11 protein-coding genes, 1 tRNA gene and 1 rRNA gene are annotated in these 18259 nt (G+C 71.1%); 11 read left to right on the forward strand and 2 right to left on the reverse strand.

Annotated features, from left to right (window positions below; translation table 11 throughout):
* Positions 1-40: 40 nt before the first annotated feature.
* Both rrf and DEJ43_RS27085 read left to right on the forward strand, forming a co-directional pair.
* Positions 41-157 (forward strand): 5S ribosomal RNA (gene rrf / locus DEJ43_RS27080).
* A gap of 4 nt (positions 158-161) precedes the next feature.
* Positions 162-237 (forward strand) — tRNA-Thr (locus DEJ43_RS27085).
* 96 nt (positions 238-333) lie between these two features.
* On the opposite strand, the gene DEJ43_RS27090 is transcribed toward DEJ43_RS27085, so the two are convergent.
* A complete protein-coding gene (locus tag DEJ43_RS27090) occupies positions 334-2979 on the reverse strand; it encodes a SpoIIE family protein phosphatase (RefSeq protein WP_015036577.1) in 2646 nt (881 codons plus the stop codon).
* Between the two features lie 270 nt (positions 2980-3249).
* On the opposite strand from DEJ43_RS27090, the gene DEJ43_RS27095 reads away from it, so the two are divergent.
* The 9 genes from DEJ43_RS27095 to DEJ43_RS27135 all read left to right on the forward strand — a co-directional run bounded on the left by DEJ43_RS27095 (position 3250) and on the right by DEJ43_RS27135 (position 17544).
* The gene (locus DEJ43_RS27095; RefSeq protein ID WP_181399481.1) at positions 3250-8736 is read left to right on the forward strand and encodes a HAMP domain-containing protein; all 5487 of its coding nucleotides are present in this window, start codon (positions 3250-3252) and stop codon (positions 8734-8736) included.
* 324 nt (positions 8737-9060) lie between these two features.
* Positions 9061-9735 (forward strand): response regulator, encoded by a 675-nt coding sequence (locus DEJ43_RS27100; protein ID WP_015036579.1) that lies wholly within the window; start codon positions 9061-9063, stop codon positions 9733-9735.
* A 126-nt stretch (positions 9736-9861) separates the two neighbouring features.
* Positions 9862-12684 (forward strand): DNA translocase FtsK, encoded by a 2823-nt coding sequence (locus DEJ43_RS27105; RefSeq protein ID WP_041662937.1) that lies wholly within the window; start codon positions 9862-9864, stop codon positions 12682-12684.
* 261 nt (positions 12685-12945) lie between these two features.
* Positions 12946-13767: a helix-turn-helix domain-containing protein gene (locus DEJ43_RS27110; protein ID WP_041662938.1), complete on the forward strand. Its 822-nt coding sequence runs from the start codon at positions 12946-12948 to the stop codon at positions 13765-13767.
* Between the two features lie 90 nt (positions 13768-13857).
* Positions 13858-15351, forward strand: a complete 1494-nt coding sequence (gene rimO / locus DEJ43_RS27115; protein ID WP_015036582.1) for a 30S ribosomal protein S12 methylthiotransferase RimO — start codon at positions 13858-13860, stop codon at positions 15349-15351.
* Positions 15348-16022 (forward strand): CDP-diacylglycerol--glycerol-3-phosphate 3-phosphatidyltransferase, encoded by a 675-nt coding sequence (gene pgsA, locus DEJ43_RS27120; RefSeq protein ID WP_015036583.1) that lies wholly within the window; start codon positions 15348-15350, stop codon positions 16020-16022. The genes rimO and pgsA overlap by 4 nt, the downstream gene beginning before the upstream one ends.
* Positions 16019-16540: a CinA family protein gene (locus DEJ43_RS27125; protein WP_015036584.1), complete on the forward strand. Its 522-nt coding sequence runs from the start codon at positions 16019-16021 to the stop codon at positions 16538-16540. Before pgsA ends, DEJ43_RS27125 begins: the two co-directional genes overlap by 4 nt.
* Positions 16541-16649: 109 nt before the next feature.
* Positions 16650-17033 carry a helix-turn-helix domain-containing protein gene (locus tag DEJ43_RS27130; protein ID WP_015036585.1) on the forward strand — a complete coding sequence of 128 codons (384 nt, stop codon included), beginning with the start codon at positions 16650-16652 and terminating at the stop codon, positions 17031-17033.
* Between the two features lie 241 nt (positions 17034-17274).
* Positions 17275-17544, forward strand: coding sequence for a hypothetical protein (locus DEJ43_RS27135; RefSeq protein WP_015036586.1), 270 nt, complete (start codon positions 17275-17277; stop codon positions 17542-17544).
* On the opposite strand, the gene DEJ43_RS27140 is transcribed toward DEJ43_RS27135, so the two are convergent.
* Positions 17492-18259, reverse strand: a complete 768-nt coding sequence (locus tag DEJ43_RS27140) for an SDR family NAD(P)-dependent oxidoreductase (RefSeq protein WP_015036587.1) — start codon at positions 18257-18259, stop codon at positions 17492-17494. The two genes, DEJ43_RS27135 and DEJ43_RS27140, sit on opposite strands and share 53 nt — an antisense overlap.

Genomic DNA, 18259 nt, shown 5'->3' on the forward strand with positions numbered 1-18259 from the left:
AACGAACTCCCTTTGCTGGTTGAGTTCAACTTCATAGAGTTTCGGTGGTCATAGCGTTAGGGAAACGCCCGGTTACATTCCGAACCCGGAAGCTAAGCCTTTCAGCGCCGATGGTACTGCAGGGGGGACCCTGTGGGAGAGTAGGACGCCGCCGAACACTTGCCCTTTTAGCTCAGTCGGTAGAGCGTCTCCATGGTAAGGAGAAGGTCAACGGTTCGATTCCGTTAAAGGGCTCCAAGTAAGAAGGCCCCCGCCTTGTGGCGGGGGCCTTTTTGCGTTCCCTGGAACAGGCGGACAAGCCGGCGATCCCCGCACGGGGGATCGCCGGCATCGTCAGCGGTCGTCCGGCTCCCGCAGGCGCATCGCCAGGATGGCCATGTCGTCCGAGGCCGGGGCGTGGGCGAAGCGTTCCACCGCGCGGAGCACCCGGGAGGCCACCGCGCCGGCCGTCAGGCCCGTACAGGTCTTGAGGACCTCGGCCAGGCCGTCGTCGCCCAGCATGCGGGTGCCCTCGCGGCGTTCCGTCACGCCGTCCGTGACACAGAGGAGAACGTCGCCGGGGTCGAGCGTGACGGTCTGCTCGTACAGCTCCAGGTCGTCCATCACGCCGAGGAGCGGCTGGGGTTCGGCCGCGGGGCTGACGGTGCCGTCGGGGCGGAGGCGGAGCGGGAGGGGATGGCCGGCGCAGACGACCTTGAGGATCGCGGAGCCGTCCTCCTGGGGGTGCATCTCGCCGTACAGGAGGGTCAGGAAGCGGCTGCGGGCGCCCTCGTCGAGGATCGCCGCGTTCAGGCGTTCCAGGACGGCCGGGCCGCCGAAGCCCTCGCGGGCCAGCAGGCGCAGGGCGTGCCGGGCCAGGCCGGTGACCGCGGCGGCCTCCGGGCCCGTGCCGCAGACGTCGCCGATGGCGAAGCCGTACACGTCGTCCCTGATCGGGAAGACGTCGTAGAAGTCGCCGCCGACCTCGTTGCCCTCGCCGGCCGCCCGGTAGATGACGTCGACCTCGACGCCCGGGATCACCGGGAGGCCGGGCGGGAGGAGGCTGCGCTGGAGGGACTGGCTGATCGCCACGCGCTCGGAGTACAGGCGGGCGTTGTCCAGGGCCAGTGCGGCCCGGCGCGAGAGGTCCTCGGCGAGCTCCAGGATCTCCTGGCGGAAGTGGTCCTCGGAGGGCCTGCCGAGGGTCAGCATGCCGATGACCCGGTTGCGGGCGACCAGCGGCAGGACGACCGTCTCGCCGGCGACCGCGCTCGCGGTCGCCAGGGTGGTGTCGATGCCGGAGGACAGCGGGCTCGTGGGGTGGTCGAGGGCGCGGACCGAGGCGGACAGGGCCGCGCGGTGGGCGGCGTCGCCCGGCGCCGTCCAGACGCGGGCGCCGGGGGTCGGCACCGGGTCGGGCGGGGCGATGGAGGAGAGCAGCTCCTTGAGGCCGTCGATGCGGTCCTCGTCCTCGTGGAGCACGTACGAGAGGTACGGGTCGGAGGCCTGGTCGGCGATAGTGTAGACGGCGCACCAGGTGGCGAGGGTCGGGACGGTCATCTGGGCCATCAGGGCCAGCGTCTGGTCGCGGTCGAGGGTGCCGGCGAGGAGGTCGGAGGCCTCGACGAGGAAGCTGAGGGAGCCGCGGCGCAGGCGCTCCAGTTCGCCGAGGCGGGCGGATTCCACGGCCAGGGCGATGCGGTCGGCGGCGAACTGGAGGCGGAGTGCCTCTTCGTTGGAGTAGCGGTTCGCGCTCTCGGCGGCGACGCCGAGGGAGCCGGTGAGCCGGCCCTCGACCTTGAGGGGGACGGTGACCACCGAGCGCATGCCGGTGCCTTCGAGGAGGGGGACGGCTCCGTGGACGGCCGCCAGGTCCTCGTGGACGGCCGGCATGCGGGCGGAGCCGTAGCGGCTGGCGCCGGTCTCCACGGGGACGCGGGCGAAGCGCTGGCGGGCGGCCGGGAGGCCGGTGGTCGCGCGTACCTCCAGTTCCGTCTCGTCGTCGGTGGCGAGGAGCAGGAAGGCGGCGTCGCCGTCGAGCATGTCGCGGGCGCGCTCGACGGTGCGCTGGAGGAGGCCGTCGAGGTCGTCGGGGGCCGGGGTGCCGATGAAGACCTCGAAGGGGTCCGCGGCGCGGCTCTCGGCGCCCGGCTCGGCCGCGGGGCGCTGCGGGGTCTGGAGGACGGCCCGCTCGTGCTCGCGGACGAGGAGACAGACGGTGGAGGGTTCGCCCTGGGCGTCGCGGACCCGGAGGTGCGAGGCGTAGACGGGGATGACGCGGCCGTCGGCGCAGCGGATGCCGTAGCTGCCCTCCCAGCGGGAGAGGCGGAGGGCCTCGGCGAGGCCGGTGCCGATGCCGGGGGTGTGCGGCCAGGCGGCGAGGTCGCTGAGGGGTTTGCCGGTGACGTGCTCGGCGGCGTACCCGAAGAGTTCCTCGGCGTGCTGGTTCCAGGCGGTGACGGCTCCGTCACGGTCGATCTGGGCGACGGCGACGCGGACGCGGCTGTCGGTGACGGGGAGGAGCGCGTCGGGGATGACGGGGCCCGCGGAGCGGGTGCCGACCGGGCGCTGGGGGAGGTCGAGGTGGAACCAGACGTGCTTGCGGGTGGGGGAGTAGTCGACGCCCCAGCGGTGGGCGAGGGCGGCGCAGAGCAGCAGGCCCCGGCCGTTCTCGCGGTCGGGGTTGCCGAAGGTGCGGCCGCTCTGGACGGGGATCTCGCGCTCGGGATAGCGGTCGGCGACCTCGACGCGGATGCTGTCGTCGGAGCGGAGGCAGAGGACGTCCGCCGCGGTGCCGGCGTGGATGACGGCGTTGGTGACGAGTTCGCTGGTGAGGACGACGGCGTCGTCGACGAGTTCGGGGTGCCCCCAGCCCTGGAGGGTGTCCCGGACGAAGGCGCGGGCGGCCGCGACGGACCGCCCGACGGGCTCGAAGCTGGCAGTCGCCCGCGCGGTGATCACAGCACTCCTCATACGCGTCTCGACGCCCGGCTCTGCCATGCTCGGTCTGTCCCTCCCCGCTGCCCGGTGGTCGTTCGCGCACCACACCGCCCCCGCCGGGCGGACCGGGGTGGTTGGACAGCCGGTAGCCAGGTTACTTACCTTCACCGTCCACGCGGGTGCCGGTCACCGTTGATTCCGTCCCCAGGGGGTAGGGACGCTGTGCGAAGCTGCCGAACTGTTATCGCCTGGTTGGGTGGCGGTGAAACACTGGGCAGGCTACCGGCGTGAGTCGGAGCGGTACGGTCGACCCCTTTCGGGAGGGACACGGTGGAACCTGGCACGGCGGCGCGACGCGGCGGAGGCGGCGGTACGCGCGCGAGGGGCGGGCGTTCCCGTGGGGGGACGGTACAGGTGGACGCGGCGGCGCTCGAGCGCTTGCTGGGCGCGCTGGTGTCGATGCGGGACGGGAACCTCCGCAGGCGGTTGACGGTGTCCGGCGACGGGGTCATGGCGGAGATCTCCGCCGTGTTCAACGAGGTCGCGGACCGGCAGATGCACCTGACGGGGGAGCTGTCGCGGGTCCGCCGGGTGGTGGGCCGGGAGGGCAAGCTGTCCGAGCGGCTGGAGGCGGGCGCCAGTGAGGGGGCGTGGGCGGCGGCGATCGAGGCCGCGAACGCCCTCGTCGACGATCTGGCGCGGCCGGTGTCCGAGGTGGGCCGGGTGCTCTCGGCGGTCGCCGAGGGTGATCTGGACCAGCGGATGGACCTGCGTTCGGAGGGTGCCGACGGGGCGGTGCGGCCGCTTCGCGGGGAGTTCCTGAAGGTCGCGCGTACCGCGAACAACCTGGTCGACCAGCTGTCGGTGTTCGCCTCCGAGGTGACCCGGGTGGCGGTCGAGGTGGGGACGGACGGCAAGCTGGGCGGGCAGGCCCAGGTGCGCGGGGTGTCGGGTTCGTGGAAGGACCTCACGGATTCGGTCAACACGATGGCGAACCGGCTGACGGCCCAGGTGCGGGACATCGCGCTGGTGACGACGGCGGTCGCGGACGGTGACCTGTCGCAGAAGGTCACGGCGAACGTGGCCGGCGAGATGCTGGAGCTGAAGAACACCGTCAACCGGATGGTGGACCAGCTGTCGTCGTTCTCCTCCGAGGTGACCCGGGTCGCCCGCGAGGTGGGCACGGAGGGCGAGCTGGGCGGTCAGGCCGAGGTGGCCGGGGTCGCGGGTGTGTGGAAGGACCTCACGGACTCCGTCAACACCATGGCCGGCAATCTGACCAACCAGGTGCGGGGCATCGCCGAGGTGACCACGGCGGTCGCCAACGGTGACCTGTCGCAGAAGGTGCGGGTGTCGGCGCGCGGGGAGATCGCGCAGCTGGCGGACACCATCAACCAGATGACGAAGACGCTGCGGATCTTCGCCGACGAGGTGACCCGGGTGTCGGGCGAGGTCGGCGCGGAGGGCCTGCTCGGCGGTCAGGCGCAGGTGCCGGGTGCGGCGGGCACGTGGAAGGACCTCACGGACTCGGTCAACACCGTCTTCCGGAACATCACGACGCAGGTGCGGGACATCGCGCAGGTGACCACGGCGGTGGCCAACGGTGATCTGTCGCAGAAGGTCACGGTGGACGTGGCCGGCGAGATGCTGGAGCTGAAGAACACCGTCAACACGATGGTCGACCAGCTGTCGGCCTTCGGTTCCGAGGTGACCCGGGTGGCCCGGGAGGTCGGCGTCGAGGGTCTGCTCGGCGGGCAGGCCGAGGTGCCCGGTGCGGCGGGGACGTGGAAGGACCTCACCGACTCGGTGAACACGGCCTTCCGGAACCTGACCGGTCAGGTGCGGGACATCGCGCAGGTCACGACGGCGGTGGCCAACGGTGATCTGTCGCAGAAGGTCACGGTGGACGTGGCCGGCGAGATGCTGGAGCTGAAGAACACCGTCAACACGATGGTGTCGCAGCTCTCGTCGTTCGCGGACCAGGTGACCCGGATGGCCCGGGACGTGGGCACGGAGGGCCGGCTGGGCGGTCAGGCGCGGGTGGACGGCGTCTCGGGGCGCTGGCGGGAGCTCACCGACTCGGTGAACTTCATGGCCGGCAACCTGACCTCGCAGGTGCGGCAGATCGCGCAGGTGACGACGGCGGTGGCCAGCGGTGACCTGTCGCAGAAGATCGACGTCGACGCCCGGGGCGAGATCCTGGAGCTGAAGAACACCATCAACACGATGGTCGACCAGCTCTCGGCGTTCGCGGAGCAGGTGACCCGGGTGGCCCGTGAGGTGGGCACGGACGGGCGGCTCGGCGGTCAGGCGCAGGTGCCGGGTGTGGCCGGTGTGTGGCGTGACCTGACGGACTCGGTGAACGGCATGGCCGGGAACCTGACCACCCAGGTCCGTAACATCGCGCAGGTCGCCACGGCGGTCGCGCGCGGTGACCTGTCGCAGAAGATCGACGTGGACGCCCGGGGCGAGATCCTGGAGCTGAAGAACACCCTCAACACGATGGTGGACCAGCTGTCGAACTTCGCCGAGCAGGTGACCCGGGTGGCCCGCGAGGTGGGTACCGAGGGCATCCTGGGCGGTCAGGCCGAGGTGCAGGGGGTCTCCGGCACCTGGAAGGACCTCACCCAGTCGGTGAACTTCATGGCGAACAACCTCACCATCCAGGTGCGGAACATCGCCGAGGTCACGACGGCGGTCGCCAAGGGCGATCTGTCGAAGAAGATCACCGTCGACGCCCGGGGCGAGATCCTGGAGCTGGTCACGACCGTCAACACGATGGTCGACCAGCTGTCGAACTTCGCGGACGAGGTCACGCGCGTGGCCCGCGAGGTGGGCACCGAGGGCATCCTCGGCGGTCAGGCGCGGGTGCGCGGGGTCACCGGCACGTGGAAGGACCTCAGCGACAACGTCAACCTGATGGCCAACAACCTGACCAGTCAGGTGCGGAACATCTCGCGGGTGTCGGCGGCGGTCGCCAACGGCGACCTGACGAAGAAGGTGACGGTCGAGGCGCGGGGCGAGGTCGCCGAGCTCGCCGAGACCGTCAACACGATGGTGACGACCCTGTCGTCCTTCGCGGACGAGGTCACGCGCGTGGCGCGTGAGGTGGGCACGGAGGGCGAACTGGGCGGTCAGGCCCGGGTGCCGGGCGTCTCGGGCACCTGGAAGGACCTCACCGAGTCGGTGAACTCGATGGCCGACAACCTCACCGGTCAGGTGCGGCAGATCGCCGCCGTCACCACCGCCATCGCCAAGGGCGACCTCACCAAGAAGATCGACATCGACGCGCGCGGTGAGATCCAGGAGCTGAAGAACACCATCAACACGATGGTCGACCAGCTGTCGAACTTCGCGGAGGAAGTCACGCGCGTGGCCCGCGAGGTGGGCACCGACGGGCAGCTCGGCGGACAGGCCCGGGTCCGGGACGTGGAGGGCACCTGGAGCGACCTCACCGAGTCCGTGAACGAGATGGCAGGGAACCTGACCCGGCAGGTGCGGGCGATCGCCGCGGTCGCCACCGCGGTGACCCGCGGTGACCTGAACGTGAAGATCGACGGTGTGGACGCGGCCGGTGAGATCCAGGCCCTCCAGGACAACATCAACACGATGATCGCCAACCTGCGGGACACCACCCTCGCCAACGACGAGCAGGACTGGCTGAAGAGCAACCTGGCCCGTATCTCCGGTCTCATGCAGGGCCGGCGGGACCTCGACGACGTGGCCTCGCTCATCATGAGCGAGCTGACGCCGGTGGTCTCGGCCCAGCACGGTGCCTTCTTCGTGGCGATGCCGACCGGCTCCGCGAACAGCGACGCCGAACTCGTCGGTGAGGGGGACGGCTCGTACGAGCTGCGGATGCGCGGGAGTTACGGATACTCCGCCGGCTCCATGCCGACCTCGTTCCGGCCGGGCGAGACCCTCATCGGGACGGCGGCCGAGGAGAAGCGGACCATCCAGCTCAACGCCCCTCCCGGCTACCTCAAGATCTCCTCCGGGCTCGGCGAGGCCTCGCCCGCGCATGTGATCGTCCTTCCCGTCCTGTTCGAGGGGAAGGTCCTCGGGGTGATCGAGCTGGCCTCCTTCCAGCCGTTCACGCAGATCCAGCGGGACTTCCTCAACCAGATCGCCGAACTGATCGCCACGACCGTCAACACCATCAGCGTCAACACCAAGACCGAGGTGCTGCTCCAGCAGTCGCAGGAGCTGACCGAGCAGCTGAAGGAGCGCTCGGCGGAGCTGGAGCACCGGCAGAAGGAGCTCCAGGGGTCCAACCTGGAGCTGGAGGAGAAGGCCGAGCTGCTCGCCCGGCAGAACCGTGACATCGAGGTCAAGAACACCGAGATCGAGGAGGCCCGGCAGGTGCTGGAGGAGCGGGCCGAACAGCTCGCCGTCTCCATGCGGTACAAGTCCGAGTTCCTCGCCAACATGTCGCACGAGCTGCGGACGCCGCTCAACTCGCTGCTGATCCTGGCGAAGTTGCTCGCGGACAACGCCGAGACCAATCTGACGCCGAAGCAGGTCGAGTTCGCCGAGACCATCCACGGCGCCGGCTCCGATCTGCTCCAGCTGATCAACGACATCCTCGACCTGTCCAAGGTCGAGGCGGGCAAGATGGACGTCTCGCCGACCCGGATCGCGCTCGTCCAGCTGGTCGACTACGTGGAGGCGACCTTCCGGCCGCTGACGGCGGAGAAGGGGCTCGACTTCTCGGTGCGGGTCTCGCCGGAGCTGCCGGCCACCCTGCACACCGACGAGCAGCGGCTGCTGCAGGTGCTGCGCAACCTCCTGTCCAACGCGGTGAAGTTCACCGACACGGGCGCGGTGGAGCTGGTGATCAGGCCGGCCGGGGCGGACGTGCCGCAGTCGATCCGCGAGCAGCTCCTTGAGGCCGGTTCGCTGCGCGACCCGGAGGCCGATCTGATCGCGTTCTCGGTCACCGACACCGGGATCGGGATCGCCGCGAGCAAGATGCGGGTGATCTTCGAGGCGTTCAAGCAGGCCGACGGCACGACCAGCCGCAAGTACGGCGGTACGGGGCTGGGGCTCTCGATCAGCCGGGAGATCGCGCGGCTGCTCGGCGGCGAGATCTTCGCGGCGAGCGAGCCGGGCCGCGGTTCGACGTTCACGCTGTACCTGCCGCTGAGTCCGACCGAGCTGCCGTCGGGCGGTTACGGGCAGGGCCCGCAGGACGCCGAGGACACGCAGCAGGGCGAGGAGGAAGGGTTCGCCGGGGCCGTCCATCCGTTCCCGCACTTCCCGCCGCCGCCCGTGCGGACGGAGGCGCGGTCCGGGGCCGCGGCACTGTTCCGGCACCGGCGGAAGGCCGCCGCGGAGGCGACCGGGGCGCGCAGCGGGGTGCCGGGGCAGGCCGACAAGGAGGCCGTGGCCGAGCGGGCGGAGCAGGAGGTGGAGGCGGAGCCGCGCCGGACGTTCGGTTTCTCGGGCGAGAAGGTGCTGATCGTCGACGACGACATCCGTAACGTCTTCGCGCTGACCAGCGTCCTGGAGCAGCACGGTCTCGCGGTGCTGTACGCGGAGAACGGGCGGGAGGGCATCGAAGTCCTGGAGCAGCACGACGATGTGACGATCGTCCTGATGGACATCATGATGCCGGAGATGGACGGATACGCGACGACGACGGCGATCCGGCGCATGCCGCAGTTCGCGGGGCTGCCGATCATCGCGCTGACGGCGAAGGCGATGAAGGGCGACCGGGAGAAGGCGATCGAGTCGGGCGCCTCGGACTATGTGACCAAGCCGGTCGATCCCGATCATCTGCTGTCGGTCATGGAGGAGTGGATGCGCGGGGCGTGACGCGCTCCGGGGCCCGTGGGGCGGGGGCGACTCCGCCGCACGGGCCCCGGGCGGGGTCCGGCGCGGCTCCCGGACTCCGCTGACGGACTGTTGCCAGAAGGGTGTGAGGGGCCGGGATACGGGGAACCTTCTGGTCTCCCACCGCGTTTCCGGTACGTGCACAGTGACATCGCGGTGACAGGGTGTGGCGACGGGCGGGGTGCGGCTACGATGACCGGCACAAGGACGGACGGCGTTAGGGAGTCGTCTTCTGGGGCGGCGCCCGGTGCTTCCCCCGGTTCGGGGAGCCGGGGAGAGCCGTTGCCGGGGCGAGGAGGACGGGGCATGGTGCAGAAGGCCAAGATCCTCCTGGTCGATGACCGGCCGGAGAATCTGCTGGCGCTGGAGGCCATTCTCTCCGCGCTCGATCAGACGCTGGTACGGGCATCGTCCGGGGAGGAAGCGCTCAAGGCGCTGTTGACGGACGACTTCGCGGTCATCCTGCTCGACGTCCAGATGCCGGGGATGGACGGTTTCGAGACCGCCGCCCACATCAAGCGGCGGGAGCGGACCCGGGACATCCCGATCATCTTCCTCACCGCCATCAATCACGGCCCCCACCACACGTTCCGTGGGTACGCGGCCGGGGCGGTCGACTACATCTCGAAGCCGTTCGACCCGTGGGTGCTGCGCGCCAAGGTCTCGGTCTTCGTCGAGCTGTACATGAAGAACTGCAAGCTGCGCGAGCAGGCCGCCCTGCTGCGGCTGCAGTTGGAGGGCGGCGGCGAGGGCGGTCACGGCAAGGAGGCCGCCGGTCTGCTCGCCGAGCTCTCCGCACGGCTCGCGGCGGTCGAGGAGCAGGCCGAGGCGCTGTCGAAGCAGCTCGACGACGACTCCGCCGACGCGGCGGCCGTCGCCACCGCCGCGCATCTGGAGCGGAAGCTCACCGGGCTGCGCAGGGCGCTGGACGCGCTGGAGCCGGGCACCGGCGCCGCGCCGACGCTGCCGGCCCAGAGCTGACGCTCCGTCACGGATCGTTTCGGCGCACGCCGTCCGGTGTGAGGCGGCGTCAGCGTCGCGCCGCGGCAAGGACGACACGAACGGGTGAGGCGGACAGCTCGTCCCCACACCGGTAACCTCGGCATCATGGCTTCACGTACGTCCGGCAAGGGTTCCCAGGGCACGGCGGGCACCGCAAAGCCGCGCGCCGGCCGTACGACGGGCGCCGCGAAGAAAGCGGCACCCGCGAAGTCCCCGGCCAAACCGCCCGCGAAGAAGGCGCCGGCCAAGAAGGCCGCGCCCGCCAAGCGCGCGCCCGCGCGGAAGACGGCGGCGAAGAAGGCGGCGCCCCGTCCCGCACCGTCCCCCACCGGGGGGATCTACCGGCTCGCGCGCGGGGCCTGGCTCGGTGTCGCCCACGCGGTGGGGGCGATGTTCCGGGGGATAGGGCGCGGCGCCAAGGGCCTCGACCCGGCCCACCGCAAGGACGGGCTCGCGCTGCTCCTGCTCGGCCTCTCGCTGATCGTCGCCGCGGGCACCTGGTCCAACCTCCGCGGCCCGGTCGGTGACCTGGTCGAGATGCTGGTGACCGGGTCCTTCGGCCGGCTCGACCTGCTGGTCCCGCTGCTGCTCGGCTCGATCGCGGTGCGGCTCATCCTCTACCCGGAGAAGCCCGAGGCCAACGGCCGGATCAGCATCGGCCTCTCCGCGCTCGTCATCGGCATCCTGGGCCAGGTCCACATCGCCTGCGGCTCCCCGGGCCGCGGCGACGGCAGCGAGGCCATGCAGGACGCCGGCGGTCTGATCGGCTGGGCCGCGTCCCAGCCCCTCGTCTTCATGATGGGCGAGGTCCTCGCCGTCCCCATGCTGGTGCTGCTCACGCTCTTCGGGCTGCTCGTCGTCACCGCCACCCCGGTCAACGCGATCCCGCAGCGGCTGCGCATCCTCGGCGCCCGCCTCGGCATCGTCGAGCCGGCCTACGACCCCGCGGAGACCGAGGGGTACGGGGGGCGCGCCGAGGGCCGCGAGGAGTACGACGAGGAGTGGCGCGACGCCCGGCCGCAGTCCCGGCCCGCGCGGCGCCGCGGCCCCGCGGAGCCGTACGACGTGGACCGGGCCGAGGCCGAGATGCTGGAGCGGCGCAGCCGACTGGCCCGCCGCCCCGCTCCGGAGCCGGCCTTCGACCACGGCCTCGACCCCGTCGACGTCGCCGCCGCGGCGGCCGCCGCGCTCGACGGGGCGGTGCTCAACGGCATGCCGCCGTCGCCGATCGTCGCCGATCTGACCAGGGACGTCACCGCCGACCGCAAGGCCGCCGTGGACGCCGCCGCGAGGGCCGCCGCCGAGGCCGCCGAAACGGCGGCACCGGCCGCGCCCGTGCCGCCCGCCCGAGGCGGGGACCAGCGGCCCGGCGGAGGCGTACCGGATCTGACCAAGCCGGCGCCCGAGCCGACCGATCTGCCGCCCCGGGCCGAGCAGCTCCAGCTGTCCGGCGACATCACGTACGCGCTGCCGTCGCTCGACCTCCTGGAGCGGGGCGGGCCCGGCAAGACGCGCAGCGCCGCCAACGACGCCGTGGTGGACTCGCTGTCGAACGTCTTCACCGAGTTCAAGGTCGACGCGGCCGTCACCGGCTTCACCCGGGGGCCGACGGTCACCCGCTACGAGGTCGAGCTCGGGCCCGCCGTGAAGGTCGAGAAGATCACGGCCCTCACCAAGAACATCGCGTACGCCGTGGCCTCCCCGGACGTCCGGATCATCTCGCCGATCCCCGGCAAGTCCGCCGTCGGCATCGAGATCCCGAACAGCGACCGGGAGATGGTCAACCTCGGCGACGTGCTGCGTCTCGCCGCCGCGGCCGAGGACGACCACCCGATGCTGGTGGCGCTCGGCAAGAACGTCGAGGGCGGCTACGAGATGGCCAACCTGGCGAAGATGCCGCACGTCCTGGTGGCCGGTGCGACCGGCTCCGGAAAGTCCTCGTGCATCAACTGCCTGATCACTTCGATCATGATAAGGGCGACCCCCGAGGACGTCCGGATGGTCCTCGTCGACCCCAAGCGGGTCGAGCTCACCGCGTACGAGGGCATCCCGCACCTGATCACCCCGATCATCACCAACCCCAAGCGGGCCGCCGAGGCCCTGCAGTGGGTGGTGAAGGAGATGGACCTCCGGTACGACGACCTGGCGGCCTTCGGCTACCGGCACATCGACGACTTCAACCAGGCGATCAGGGACGGCAAGATCCAGCTGCCCGAGGGCAGCGAGCGGGAGCTCAAGACCTACCCGTACCTGCTCGTCATCGTCGACGAGCTCGCCGACCTGATGATGGTCGCGCCCCGGGACGTCGAGGACTCGATCGTCCGCATCACCCAGTTGGCCCGCGCCGCCGGCATCCACCTGGTGCTCGCCACCCAGCGGCCGTCCGTGGACGTCGTCACCGGCCTCATCAAGGCCAACGTGCCGTCCCGGCTCGCCTTCGCCACCTCCTCGCTCGCCGACAGCCGGGTCATCCTCGACCAGCCCGGCGCCGAGAAGCTCATCGGAAAGGGTGACGGACTGTTCCTGCCGATGGGCGCCAACAAGCCCGTCCGCATGCAGGGCGCCTTCGTCACCGAGCACGAGGTCGCGGCCGTCGTGCAGCACTGCAAGGACCAGATGACCCCGGTCTTCCGGGACGACGTCACCGTCGGCACCAAGCAGAAGAAGGAGATCGACGAGGACATCGGCGACGACCTCGACCTGCTGTGCCAGGCCGCCGAACTGGTCGTCTCCACGCAGTTCGGCTCCACGTCGATGCTCCAGCGCAAGCTGCGCGTCGGCTTCGCGAAGGCCGGCCGGTTGATGGACCTCATGGAGTCGCGGAACATCGTCGGACCCAGCGAGGGCTCCAAGGCGCGGGACGTGCTGATCAAGCCCGACGAGCTGGACGACGTGCTCGCCGTGATCCGGGGGGAGTCGGGGGCCTAGCGCCGACCGCCCCGGGGTGCCCCGGGGCCGTTCGGCGTAGTGCGCCGGAGGCGGGGTACGCGATCGAGACCGGGCCGAGACTCACTCGTAAGGGAACGGAGGGCAACCGTTTCCCCTGGCCGTACGTCAAGTTGGACGGAGGGACAGAAGGATGTCCCAGCCTCATGGCGTACAAACAGCACCCGCCCGGTTGCCCCACCCTTTCGTACCACCCATAGACTGAACGTCCAGCAGGTGGCTACACGCTCGAAAGGCGCTCTCGTGTCCATCGGCAACTCCCCCGAAGACGACCGGATCTCCCCGGCAGACGACCGGGACTCGATCGGTCGCGCTCTCCAGCAGACCCGCATCGCCGCCGGTCTCACCGTCGAAGAGGTCAGTGCCTCCACCCGTGTCCGGATCCCGATCGTGCACGCGATCGAGGAGGACGACTTCTCGCGCTGCGGCGGAGACGTCTACGCCCGCGGGCACATCCGCACCCTCGCGCGCGCCGTCGGCCTCGATCCGGCCCCGTTGATCGAGCAGTACGACGCCGAGCACGGTGGCCGTCCCGCGCCCACCCCCGCCGCCCCGCTGTTCGAGGCGGAACGCATCCGCCCCGAGCCGCGCCGGCCCAACTGGACCGCCGCGATGGTCGCGGCCATCGTCGCCGTCGTCGGTTTCGTCGGCTTCACGATGTTCGACGGCAACGACGCCCCCAAGGGCAGCACCGTCGCCGACGGCCCGGCGCCGGCGCCCGAGAAGGCGTCCTCGGCCGCCAAGCCCAAGCCCGTCAAGCCCGCGCCCAAGCCCTCCGAGAGCGCGATCGCCGCCGTCCCGCAGGACAAGGTGACCGTGAAGATGACCGCCACCGACGGCAAGAGCTGGATCTCGGCCAAGGCCGCCGACGGCAAGCTGCTCTTCGACGGGCTGCTCCTCAACGGCGAGTCCAAGACCTTCCAGGACGACGAGCGCATCGACCTGGTCCTCGGCAACGCCGGCGCGATCGAGCTCTACGTGAACGGCAAGAAGGTCGCCGACAAGTTCGAGTCCGGCCAGGTCGAGCGGCTCACCTACACCAAGGGCGACCCCGAGGCCGGCTGAGCCGCCCCGCCGGGCCCGTGATGTGACCTCTGTCGCGCAGGTGAACCCTGCGCGACGGGGGAACGGCCGGGACGAAGTAGTCTTGAGTCCATGCCCGAACGCCGTACCGTCGCCCTTGTCACTCTTGGCTGCGCCCGTAACGAGGTGGACTCGGAGGAGCTCGCAGGCCGCTTGGCAGCGGACGGCTGGGAGCTCGTCGAGAACGCCGAGGACGCGGATGTCGCCGTCGTCAACACCTGTGGATTCGTCGAAGCCGCCAAGAAGGACTCCGTCGACGCCCTCCTCGAAGCCAATGACCTGAAGGACCACGGCCGCACCCAGGCCGTGGTCGCCGTCGGCTGTATGGCCGAGCGCTACGGCAAGGAGCTCGCCGAAGCCCTCCCGGAGGCCGACGGCGTCCTCGGCTTCGACGACTACTCCGACATCTCCAACCGCCTCCAGACCATCCTCAGCGGTGGCAGTGTCGAGGCGCACACCCCGCGTGACCGGCGCAAGCTGCTGCCGCTCTCGCCCGTCGAGCGCCAGGAGGCCGCCGCCGCGGTGGCCCTCCCCGGCCACGGCGACGCGGCCGAGGCGCCCGCCGAGGCCCCGGCGGACCTCCCCGAGGGCATCGCGCCCGCCTCAGGGCCCCGCGCGCCGCTCCGCCGCCGCCTGGACACCAGCCCCGTCGCCTCCGTGAAGCTCGCCTCCGGCTGCGACCGCCGCTGCTCCTTCTGCGCCATCCCCTCCTTCCGCGGCTCCTTCGTCTCGCGCCGTCCCTCGGACGTGCTGAACGAGACCCGCTGGCTCGCCGAGCAGGGCGTGAAGGAGGTCATGCTGGTCTCCGAGAACAACACCTCGTACGGCAAGGACCTCGGTGACATCCGGCTCCTGGAGAGCCTGCTGCCCGAGCTGGCCGCCGTCGACGGCATCGAGCGCGTCCGCGTCAGCTACCTCCAACCCGCCGAGATGCGCCCCGGCCTGATCGACGTCCTCACGTCGACCGAGAAGGTCGTGCCGTACTTCGACCTGTCCTTCCAGCACAGCGCCCCCGACGTGCTGCGGGCCATGCGCCGCTTCGGCGACACGGACCGCTTCCTTGAGCTCCTCGCGAGCATCCGCGAGAAGGCCCCCACGGCCGGCGCCCGCTCCAACTTCATCGTCGGCTTCCCCGGCGAGACCGAGGCCGACTTCGCCGAGCTGGAACGCTTCATCACCCACGCGCGGCTCGACGCGATCGGCGTCTTCGGCTACTCCGACGAGGACGGCACCGAGGCCGCCGGCTACGAGCACAAGCTCGACCAGGAGGTCGTCGACGCCCGGCTCGCCCACCTCTCCCGGCTCGCCGAGGAGCTCACCGCGCAGCGCGCGGAGGAGCGGATCGGAGAGACCCTGGAGGTACTGGTCGAGTCCGTGGACGACGAGGACGGTGTGATCGGCCGCGCGGCCCACCAGGCGCCCGAGACCGACGGCCAGGTGGTCCTCACCACGGCCGGTGGCGCGAGCCCCGACCTGGCCCCGGGCCGTATGGTCGTGGCGAAGGTCGTCGGCACGGAAGGCGTCGACCTGGTGGCCGAGTGTCTTTTCGAGGAGGCAGGCAGATGACCGGAGTCCCGGCATCCGCGACGGGCGGGACCGGTAGGCCGGCGCCCCGCGGCAAGCTGGGCACGGCGGCCGTCAACCAGGCCAGCCTGTGGAACATCGCCAACATCCTGACCATGATCCGGCTCGTGCTCGTGCCGGGCTTCGTCCTGCTGCTCCTCCAGGACGGCGGTCACGACCCCGCCTGGCGCGCCTGGGCCTGGGCGGCCTTCGCCGTCGCCATGATCACGGACGTCTTCGACGGGCACCTCGCCCGGACGTACAACCTGGTCACGGACTTCGGAAAGATCGCCGACCCGATCGCCGACAAGGCGATCATGGCCGCCGGACTGATCTCGCTGTCCTCGCTCGGGGACCTGCCCTGGTGGGTGACCGGGGTCATCCTGGCCCGGGAACTGGGGATCACCCTGATGCGCTTCTGGGTGATCCGGCACGGGGTCATCCCGGCCAGCCGCGGCGGGAAGATGAAGACGCTCGCCCAGGGCACGGCCGTCGGCATGTACGTGCTGATGCTCACCGGCCCGCTGGCCACCCTGCGCTTCTGGGTGATGGCCGTGGCCGTGGTGCTGACGGTCGTCACCGGCCTGGACTACGTCCGGCAGGCCGTGGTGCTGCGCCGCAAGGGGCTCGCCGCCGAGCGGGCGGCCGCGGAGTCGGCGGCGGCGACGCGATGACCGAGGCCGCCCGGGTGCTGGCGCTGCTCGCGGAGCGTGGTCACACGCTCGCCGCTGCGGAGTCGCTCACGGGTGGTCTGGTGGCGGCGGAGCTCACCGGGGTGCCCGGCGCCTCGGCGGTCTTCCGCGGGTCGGTCACGGCCTACGCCACCACCCTCAAGCACGAGCTGCTCGGCGTCGACGCGAGCCTCCTCGCGGAGCGCGGGGCGGTGGATCCCGAGGTCGCGCTGCAGATGGCGGCGGGCGTACGGGATCGGCTCGGCGCCGACTGGGGGATCTCGACCACCGGGGTCGCCGGGCCCGATCCGCAGGACGGACAGGCCGTCGGCACCGTCTACGTGGCGGTCGCGGGACCCGTCGCGACCGGCGCCCGCGCCGGGAAAGTGGTCTCGTTGAGGTTGAACGGCGACCGCGCGGACATCCGTAGAGAGAGCGTCCGGAGCGTGCTGGAACTGCTCCACGAGGAACTCTCGGGAAATGCGCGGGCACAGGATACGGAACACAACGGGGGGAATTGATGTTTGCAGCCCTGAGTGAACACGACATCGCTCCCCGCACGGCCGCAGCGCGAGGCGGTACGGTGGGGCGTGAAGGATGCGGCTACGCGGTCCGAGGAGGGAGCCACCGATGATTCTGCTCCGTCGCCTGTTGGGTGACGTGCTGCGTCGGCAGCGCCAGCGCCAAGGCCGTACTCTGCGCGAAGTCTCCTCGTCCGCCCGAGTCTCGCTCGGCTATCTCTCCGAGGTGGAGCGGGGGCAGAAGGAGGCTTCCTCCGAGCTGCTCTCCGCGATCTGCGACGCGCTGGACGTACGGATGTCCGAGCTCATGCGTGAAGTGAGCGACGAGCTGTCACTGGCCGAACTGGCCGAGTCGGCGGCCGCGAGCGAACCGGTACCGACGCCGGTGCGCCCGATGCTCAATTCGGTGTCGGTGACGTCGGTGGGCGGTGTGCCCACCGGGCGGGTGACCATCAAGGCGCCCGCCGAAGCGGTGGACGTCGTCGCCGCCTGAGTCGTCACCGTGTGAAGCGAAGCGACACGGGTCAAGCCCCGGTCGGTGCCCCCTGCAGGGGCGCTGACCGGGGCTTTTCCCTGTCCGCCGATGTCGTTCCGCCTCGTCTGAGATGCCGGGTTCCGGCCGGGCTGCGATGGTGGGGGGAACGTACGACTGGGCCGAGTGCGCCGGGTTTGCCTCCGGTGCGCCCTCCCGCAGGGTGATCCTGCCGGTCTAGCGTCGACGGCAGGAGGCGGCCATGGTACGGCGACGGGTGCCGCTGGCGACGCTCGCGCTGGTCGCGATCGGGCTGGCGGCAGGTGGGCTCTGGTGGTGGGCGGTGCTGCGCCTGCTGCTCGTGCCGGGGGAGACCGGGCCGGTCGAGGGGGCGGTGGCCGCGGGCGGCTGGGGGCTGAGTCTGCTGCCGGTGCACGTGGCCGCCTCTTCGGGACGGCCGGGCGTGGTCGCCCGGCACGTCACCAGGGCATCGCGACGCCGCCGTTGGGGCGCAGGATCTGGCCTGTCGTGAACGCCGAGGCGTCGGACGCGAGGTGGAGGACCGCGTGCGCGATGTCCTCGGCCTCCCCGACCCGGCCCAGCGGTGAGTGACGGATCATCGCGGCCTCCGCCTGTTCCTGCGCGGCCGGTTCGTGGCGGTCCGTCATGGGGGTGCGGATCCAGCCCGGGGCGACCGCGTTGACCCGGATGCCGTACCGGCCCGCCTCGGCGGCCAGGGTCTTGGTGAGCTGGACGACGGCCGCCTTGGTGACGCTGTAGCAGAGGAGGCCGGGGCTCGCGGTGTCCATCGCGCCCGAGGCCATCGTGACGATCGAGCCGGGGACGCCGGCGTCGATCATCGAACGGGCCGCCTCCTGGCAGGCGTGGAGCACCCCCTTGAAGTTCACGGCGAGGAGACGGTCCAGGTCCTCGTCGCGGGTCTCCAGGACCGAGCTGGTGTGCATGATCCCGGCGACCGCGGCCATGACGTGGAGCGGGCCCGCCGCCCGGACCGCGCCGGCGAGGGCGGGGCGGTCGGTGACGTCCAGGGGGTGCGGGTGCGCGGTGCCGCCCGCGCGCGCGACGAGGTCGACCGTCTCCATGAGGCCGGGCTCGTCGCGGTCCGCGCCGTGCACGGTGGCGCCGGCCTGGGCGAGCAGGACCGCGGTCGCGCGGCCGATGCCGCTGGCGGCGCCGGTGACGAACGCGGTGCGGCCGGTGAGGTCGTACGCGGGGAGAGCCGTCAT

Origin of the sequence: Streptomyces venezuelae ATCC 10712, from assembly GCF_008639165.1 — a bacterium.
Lineage (GTDB): Bacteria > Actinomycetota > Actinomycetes > Streptomycetales > Streptomycetaceae > Streptomyces > Streptomyces venezuelae.